The 5,867-nt window shown below is 55.0% G+C and carries 9 protein-coding genes and 2 pseudogenes; 7 read left to right on the forward strand and 4 right to left on the reverse strand.

Annotated elements, in window-relative coordinates:
- A partial coding sequence (locus M7R55_RS07195; RefSeq protein WP_298219743.1) for a hypothetical protein occupies positions 1-513 on the forward strand: 513 nt, incomplete at its 5' end.
- Here the strand turns inward: M7R55_RS07195 and M7R55_RS07200 are convergent.
- Positions 465-911, reverse strand: coding sequence for a GtrA family protein (locus tag M7R55_RS07200; protein WP_298219744.1), 447 nt, complete (start codon positions 909-911; stop codon positions 465-467). The two genes, M7R55_RS07195 and M7R55_RS07200, sit on opposite strands and share 49 nt — an antisense overlap.
- Positions 904-1,908, reverse strand: coding sequence for a glycosyltransferase family 2 protein (locus M7R55_RS07205; protein WP_298219745.1), 1,005 nt, complete (start codon positions 1,906-1,908; stop codon positions 904-906). The genes M7R55_RS07200 and M7R55_RS07205 overlap by 8 nt, the downstream gene beginning before the upstream one ends.
- A gap of 206 nt (positions 1,909-2,114) precedes the next feature.
- Between M7R55_RS07205 and M7R55_RS07210 the strand changes: the two genes are divergently transcribed.
- Positions 2,115-2,594: a hypothetical protein gene (locus M7R55_RS07210; RefSeq protein WP_298219746.1), complete on the forward strand. Its 480-nt coding sequence runs from the start codon at positions 2,115-2,117 to the stop codon at positions 2,592-2,594.
- 127 nt (positions 2,595-2,721) lie between these two features.
- The gene (locus M7R55_RS07215) at positions 2,722-3,108 is read left to right on the forward strand and encodes a DUF4440 domain-containing protein (RefSeq protein ID WP_298219747.1); all 387 of its coding nucleotides are present in this window, start codon (positions 2,722-2,724) and stop codon (positions 3,106-3,108) included.
- Between the two features lie 10 nt (positions 3,109-3,118).
- On the opposite strand, the gene M7R55_RS07220 is transcribed toward M7R55_RS07215, so the two are convergent.
- Both M7R55_RS07220 and M7R55_RS07225 read right to left on the reverse strand, forming a co-directional pair.
- Positions 3,119-3,427 carry an RnfH family protein gene (locus M7R55_RS07220; RefSeq protein ID WP_298219748.1) on the reverse strand — a complete coding sequence of 103 codons (309 nt, stop codon included), beginning with the start codon at positions 3,425-3,427 and terminating at the stop codon, positions 3,119-3,121.
- Positions 3,424-3,882 carry a type II toxin-antitoxin system RatA family toxin gene (locus tag M7R55_RS07225; RefSeq protein ID WP_298219749.1) on the reverse strand — a complete coding sequence of 153 codons (459 nt, stop codon included), beginning with the start codon at positions 3,880-3,882 and terminating at the stop codon, positions 3,424-3,426. Before M7R55_RS07225 ends, M7R55_RS07220 begins: the two co-directional genes overlap by 4 nt.
- A gap of 203 nt (positions 3,883-4,085) precedes the next feature.
- Between M7R55_RS07225 and smpB the strand changes: the two genes are divergently transcribed.
- The 4 genes and pseudogenes from smpB to M7R55_RS12250 form a co-directional block, all read left to right on the forward strand.
- Positions 4,086-4,562, forward strand: a complete 477-nt coding sequence (smpB, locus tag M7R55_RS07230; protein ID WP_298219750.1) for an SsrA-binding protein SmpB — start codon at positions 4,086-4,088, stop codon at positions 4,560-4,562.
- Between the two features lie 6 nt (positions 4,563-4,568).
- On the forward strand, positions 4,569-5,156 hold the full coding sequence (locus M7R55_RS07235; RefSeq protein ID WP_298219751.1) for a sigma-70 family RNA polymerase sigma factor: 588 nt from the start codon (positions 4,569-4,571) through the stop codon (positions 5,154-5,156).
- 259 nt (positions 5,157-5,415) lie between these two features.
- A pseudogene (locus tag M7R55_RS12245) lies at positions 5,416-5,517 on the forward strand (ArsR family transcriptional regulator); the annotation flags it as partial.
- A 258-nt stretch (positions 5,518-5,775) separates the two neighbouring features.
- Positions 5,776-5,867: pseudogene (locus tag M7R55_RS12250) on the forward strand (arsenate reductase ArsC); the annotation flags it as partial.

Here is a 5,867-nt window from a genome sequence, read left to right on the forward strand (position 1 = left end):
CGTTGGCAGGGTCGCATCGCCACCATGGCGCTGATCGGCGCGCTGTTGGGTGTAACGACCGTCGTCATTTTCGCCATGATCGATCACAAATCGCATAAGGAAATCACCCTGGCTGTGCGCGACCGCATCGCACCCGATGCCGATGTGGTGTTCTACAACTATTACTATTTCAGCGTGCCGTTTTATCTGGATCGCACCCAGCCAGCGCTGGTGACCGGGCCATGGGGCAACCCGGATCATTTCAGATCCGATGGTGCCAATACCGAGTTGTACACGTCGGCGAAATTCGATCCCGAAGCCGCCAAGCGCATTTTGATTTCCACGGACCAGCTTGGCGCCATGGCGACCGAAGCCGAGCAAGGAAAACGTGCGCCGGTATGGGTATTCGTTCAGCGGGATGATGCACAAAAGGCACCGTTGTTTGCAGATCAGCATCCGGTGACGCAAGACAAACGCGCCGCGATTTACTGCTTCGGTTGCACCGAAAACGCCCAGAATCGACTGGACAAGTAGGTCGCTACCGCCACGATGGCGATCACGATGAACAGCGCGACGGTGTACGGCAAGGGCGTCCAGGCCAACAGGGCCGCATAGAGCAATTCGTTACCGATGAATCCGGTCACCGCCACCAAGGCGAACCGGGGCAGCGCTCGGCGGATCGGATGCGGTTCATCCGCCTTGAAGCTGCCGTGACGATGACCGAAAAAACTCACCCAGAACGCCACGAAAAACCCCGCCGGGTTCGCCAGCAAAGCGGGAATCGACCACTGGCTGACCAATGCCCAGACCACGGCCAGATGCACTACCGCGGCCGCCACGCCAACCGCAGCGAAGATCACCAGCGATTGCAGACGAACCCAGATTGTCAGCCCGGCATCCCACAGCGCGCGGACTATCGAACCCTCAGCCATGTTTGCTATCGGATTCGGTTGAAGTCGGCAGGGGCATGGATGTTTTTGCTTGAGAAAACGGGCTGTTATCGATCTGTTCATCGACGATATAGCGCGGGCGCTGCTTGACTTCGTCGTACACCCGCCCCAGATACTCCCCAAGAATCCCGATGGAGATCAACTGGATGCCACCGAACAGCATCAACCCGGCGACGATGGTCGTCCAACCGGCGACAGGGCGTTGATCAATGAAATAAGCCAGCGTGACGTAGCCGCCGTAGATCAGCGCCAGCAACGCAAGCGTCAGACCGAATACGCTCCATAGCCGCAGAGGCACATTAGAGAAGGCCGTCAAGCCGGTCAGCGCCAGATTCAGCAACCGCCGCCCAGAAAAATGACTTTTGCCGTGCAGCCGCGGTTCGGGCGTATAGGGCAGGGCCTGTGTGCGAAAGCCGACCCACGCGTACAACCCCTTCATGAACCGGTTACGTTCGGGCAGAGCGCGCAGGGCAGCGACCACCTTGGCATCGAGCAGCCGAAAATCGCCTGCATCTTCCGGCACCTGAACGGACGAACCGAAATTGATCAACCAGTACAATAGCCCAGAACCCCAGCGCTTCCAGAACGGTTCGTCGTCCCGGTTTTCTCGCACGAAATAGACCATCTGCGCACCCTCGCGCCAGGCGGCCAGCATTTGCGGCATCAACGCGACCGGGTGTTGCAGATCCGCGTCCAGCATGAAGCAGACATCGCCCCGTACCCGATCAAGCCCCGCGCTCAACGCCGCTTCCTTACCGAAATTGCGCGAGAAATGCAGCACAACCAAACCCGGCGTATCGGCAAATTCGGCCAATACCTCGCGTGTCCGATCCCGACTGCCATCGTCGACCACGATGATTTCCCAGTGATCGGACAACGCGCTCAACTGCATACTCAATTGGGTCAGCAGGTTCGGTAGATTGTCCGCTTCATTGAAAGCTGGCACCACACAGGAAATACGCACGGAACGATCATTCATTCTTCTTCAACCGAAACGAAACAAAGCGCAAGAATACACTTAACCGATCAAAGTCAGCTAACGCCAGCCACCCAAAACGAGTGCACGCCGGGGCACATGTAAGCCAGAAAGTGCCGGGGAAATAGTGCAGTGAGTGTATTAATGGCAGAGCGATCCGCACACGAGCTACACTCAAAGGATCAACGCAACCGAGGAGCAACATCATCATGCGTGAACATTACGGTCGCGAACCTGATATCGATCGCAAAAGCTTGGTCATCTGGATGCCTGTCAGCCTCATTGTGGCAGGATTGCTGATCTGGCTGGGGTTAAGTCTGCCGCCTGTGGGCATCTCAAGCAGTGTGCAAGGCATCCCGGCCTCGCCCGAGATCGGCGCCATGGGTTTTACCTATTTCCTGACGTGGGCCGCTTTCGCCTATGGGGTATCCATTTCGACACCGCACAACACGATGACACGCGGCTTGCTGGTTTTGTCACTGATTTTTCCGATCGTCGCCGTTTTGGCGCTCAGTTACGGCATGATCATAGTTGCGCTGCTGCTTGCCATCGCATGGCTTGCGCTGCTCGTAACCGCGGCCCTGCGTCTGGCCAAGCAAGAGCCACTGGCCGGACTGATGTTCCTGCCGCTGATTGGCAGCGCAGTTGCCAGCGTACTGCTGCCACTGACTTACTGGTTCATCGGCTAGGTAACCTCTGATTGATATAAGAAGCAAACCTACCAATTTAACCCATAGAGTGCACTCTTACTTAATCGGCATTTTTGCTAAACTGCCCAACAAATTCCACCGACCACACCTCAAGCAAGAGTGACACATGATTACCAAACCGATTGATATCATTCAGGCGTTTGCCGATGGCGTAAACGAAGGCAGTGCTGACAAGCTGATCAGTCTGTATGACGAAAAAGCCGTGCTGATCCCCACCTTCTCCGCACGCACGCGCAAGACCCCGGCGCAAATTCGCGATTACTTTGAAACGCTCGCGCAAAAGCCGGGACTCGGTTTGGGTCTGCACGACAAAACCGTAAACATCATCCATGTACAGGATGAAGTATATGCTTTAAGTGGCTTGTATTTATGGCGCTTTTCTGTAGATGACGAAATACTGAACTTCGAAGCGCGCTTCAGCTATATCGTGAATTTGAAGTTGGAAAACCCGATTCTGCAACATCACTCGTCGCAGATTCCTCGCACGCTGTAAGCCGCGCGCGTCAGGCTTCTTCTTTCGCGGCCCGTTCGCGTCGGGCGGCCTTCGGGTCGGCCAGTAAGGGCCGATAGATTTCGACCCGATCACGCGGCTGCAATCGCTGATTCAGCGCGACCAGTCGCGAGAAAATCCCGATTTTCTGTTTTTCGAGATCAATGTCCGGAAAACGCTCCAGAATGCCGCTGGCATCAATCGCCGTCTGAGCGGTCGCATCGTCCGGTACATTTACCTTTAAAATTACTTGCTGATCGGGTTTCGCATACGCGACTTCAACCCACATCAAACCTGTTGTGCCGGGCTCGGCTTGCGTCATGATGCCTCACCTTTTTCGATTTTATCGCCGTATACCGCCACCGCACGGTGCTGAAACGCGTTGATCAGGTTGCGAACGATTTCACGGAATACCGGACCGATCGCCATGTCCACCAATTTGCTTGAGAACTCGAACGACATGTTCAATCGCACCAACGAGCCGCCATCGGGCAGATCGTGGAACGACCAGAATCCATCCAGAGATTTGAAGGGACCGTTAAGCAGGCTCACGATGATTTTCTTGCCGGGTTCATTCTGATTGCGGGTGGTGAATACCTTGCGCAAGGCGCCGACCTTGAGCGTAATGCTGGCATCCATCTCGTTGTCCTGAACCCGCAACACCCGCGATGCATCGCACCATGGCAGGAACTCGGGATAGGCCGCCACGTCGTTGACAAGGTGATACATCTGGGCAGCGCTGTAGGGTACTTGAATTTGTCGGGTGATATTTGTCATAAAGGCAGTCGATCTGCTCCAGCTTGAATGATCGCAAGAAGTTCGAAGAGAAGAAATCGTCGTCAACGGCAGTTCCGGGCACGAAATGATACTGCAAAAACCCCTCTCCCGCCGCATCGTTCACCGTGGGAAAACACCCAAATTCGTGCAGCAAAGGGGGAAGTCTGCGAAACTGGCACCTTATCTGAACTGGAAATACGCGCATGTCGAAATCCAAGAAGTCCGCTGGTGAATCCACCATCGCACTCAATAAAAAAGCGAAATTCGATTACTTTCTCAACGACCGATTCGAAGCGGGTATCGCGCTCGAAGGCTGGGAAGTCAAATCCCTACGCGAAGGCAAAGTGCAACTGACCGATGCCCACATTCTGCTGAAAAATGGCGAAGCCTTCATGATCGGCGGGCAGATCAACCCGCTGATACAGGCCTCTTCCCACGTTCGCCCGGACAACACCCGGATTCGCAAATTACTGCTGCACAAACGGGAAATCGCCCAGCTCATCGGCGCGGTGGAGCGCAAGGGCTTCACCGTGGTGCCCACCGCCATGTACTGGAAAAATGGCCGGGCAAAGCTCGAAATCGCGCTCGCACAAGGCAAGAAGGAACACGACAAACGCGCCACGCTCAAGGATCGGGATTGGGAGCGCGACAAGCAGCGCATCATGCGCACCAGCAGTTGAGCCATCATGCCCGACCGCATCACCGCCGAAATCAATCCCGCCGCAAGACGGTTTTCATGCGCCGAGAACGCTTGGCGCGCCCATGAATCTGAACAGCGGCATTACATTGCCAAGCAAGTCAGTGATCGGCATCTGGCAGACGATTTGATTCAGGAAGCCTTTCTGCGCGCCATGGTTCAGGGCGCCAAATTCTGCACGCTGGATGATCCCCGAGCCTGGCTGTTCCAGGTGTGCCGCAACCTTTGGGTCGATCACTGGCGCAAACACCGCCATCTGGTCACGCTGCCCGATGATTTCGAATCGACGCATACCAAGGAAACACTACCGGATGAACCACTGGACGACTTGCTCGACTGCATCGAACCGAACCTGCACCAGTTGTCCGCCAATGATCAAAGCATCATCCGCGCCTGCGATCTGGCGCATAAAACCATTCAGCAATACGCCGATGAGCAGGGTCTGACGCTGACCGCCGCCAAATCACGGCTGTTGCGTGCCCGCGCCCGTTTGCGTGAATCGATGGTAGCCCGTTGCGGCGTCCAATTCGACGAAAAACAAGCCGTCTGTTGCCGCAGTGATTCCTCCTGCGCCTAAGTTCAAAAAATTAAGCATCCTTTTCGCTCAGTGGATTCAACTCGTAAGACGCTTCCCCTTTGTAAGTAGTAAATGAGGAGGAAAAGGATCAAGTAGCGCGTCAAATTCGCCGATGAAATTCATCTATTTGTCACTTAGCTTGTGTAATTTCTAATTCATTCGCTAAAACGGATGAATAACCATGACGCACACCACGCTGCACGAACACCCCGAAGAGCTTTTCGCCGCCCTGAGCGATGAAACGCGCCTTCGCATCCTGATGCTGCTTGAATCCGAACGCAGACTTTGTGTGTGCCACCTGCAAAGCCTGCTCGACAAACCTCAATCCACCATTTCGCGCCACATCGGCACGTTGATGGAACATGATCTTTTGTCGCAAACTCAAAAGGGCACCTCGAATCTGTATGCGCTCAATCAGCAAATTCCCTTATGGGTTCGTGAGATTTTGCGCCTATCGCGCATTAGCTGGTCGCTTAGCAATGAAGGCTTCAGGATGCTCAAACAGGCCCGCGCGCTGTATCAAGAGAACATCGAACTGTTGCAAGACGCGAACCAAACCGACGAGAAAGCCGACCAAAAAACAGGTGAAGCAGCAACGCCCTCGAACAAAGTCTTCAATGTGCTGTTCTTGTGCGTATCCAACAGCGCGCGCTCGATCATGGCCGAAGCGCTGCTCAACCGTTGGGGCAACGGCCGCTTCCGCGCCTTTTC

This window comes from Halothiobacillus sp., assembly GCF_027346185.1.
Classification (GTDB): domain Bacteria; phylum Pseudomonadota; class Gammaproteobacteria; order Halothiobacillales; family Halothiobacillaceae; genus Halothiobacillus.

Excerpts from the sequence above, each read along its gene's own strand:
- smpB (WP_298219750.1), top strand. The coding sequence starts at position 4,086 with ATGTCGAAATCCAAGAAGTCCGCTGGTGAATCCACCATCGCACTCAAT.
- M7R55_RS07225 (WP_298219749.1), bottom strand. The coding sequence starts at position 3,882 with ATGACAAATATCACCCGACAAATTCAAGTACCCTACAGCGCTGCCCAG.
- M7R55_RS07205 (WP_298219745.1), bottom strand. The coding sequence starts at position 1,908 with ATGAATGATCGTTCCGTGCGTATTTCCTGTGTGGTGCCAGCTTTCAAT.
- M7R55_RS07235 (WP_298219751.1), top strand. The coding sequence starts at position 4,569 with ATGCCCGACCGCATCACCGCCGAAATCAATCCCGCCGCAAGACGGTTT.
- M7R55_RS07220 (WP_298219748.1), bottom strand. The coding sequence starts at position 3,427 with ATGACGCAAGCCGAGCCCGGCACAACAGGTTTGATGTGGGTTGAAGTC.
- M7R55_RS07215 (WP_298219747.1), top strand. The coding sequence starts at position 2,722 with ATGATTACCAAACCGATTGATATCATTCAGGCGTTTGCCGATGGCGTA.
- M7R55_RS07200 (WP_298219744.1), bottom strand. The coding sequence starts at position 911 with ATGGCTGAGGGTTCGATAGTCCGCGCGCTGTGGGATGCCGGGCTGACA.
- M7R55_RS07210 (WP_298219746.1), top strand. The coding sequence starts at position 2,115 with ATGCGTGAACATTACGGTCGCGAACCTGATATCGATCGCAAAAGCTTG.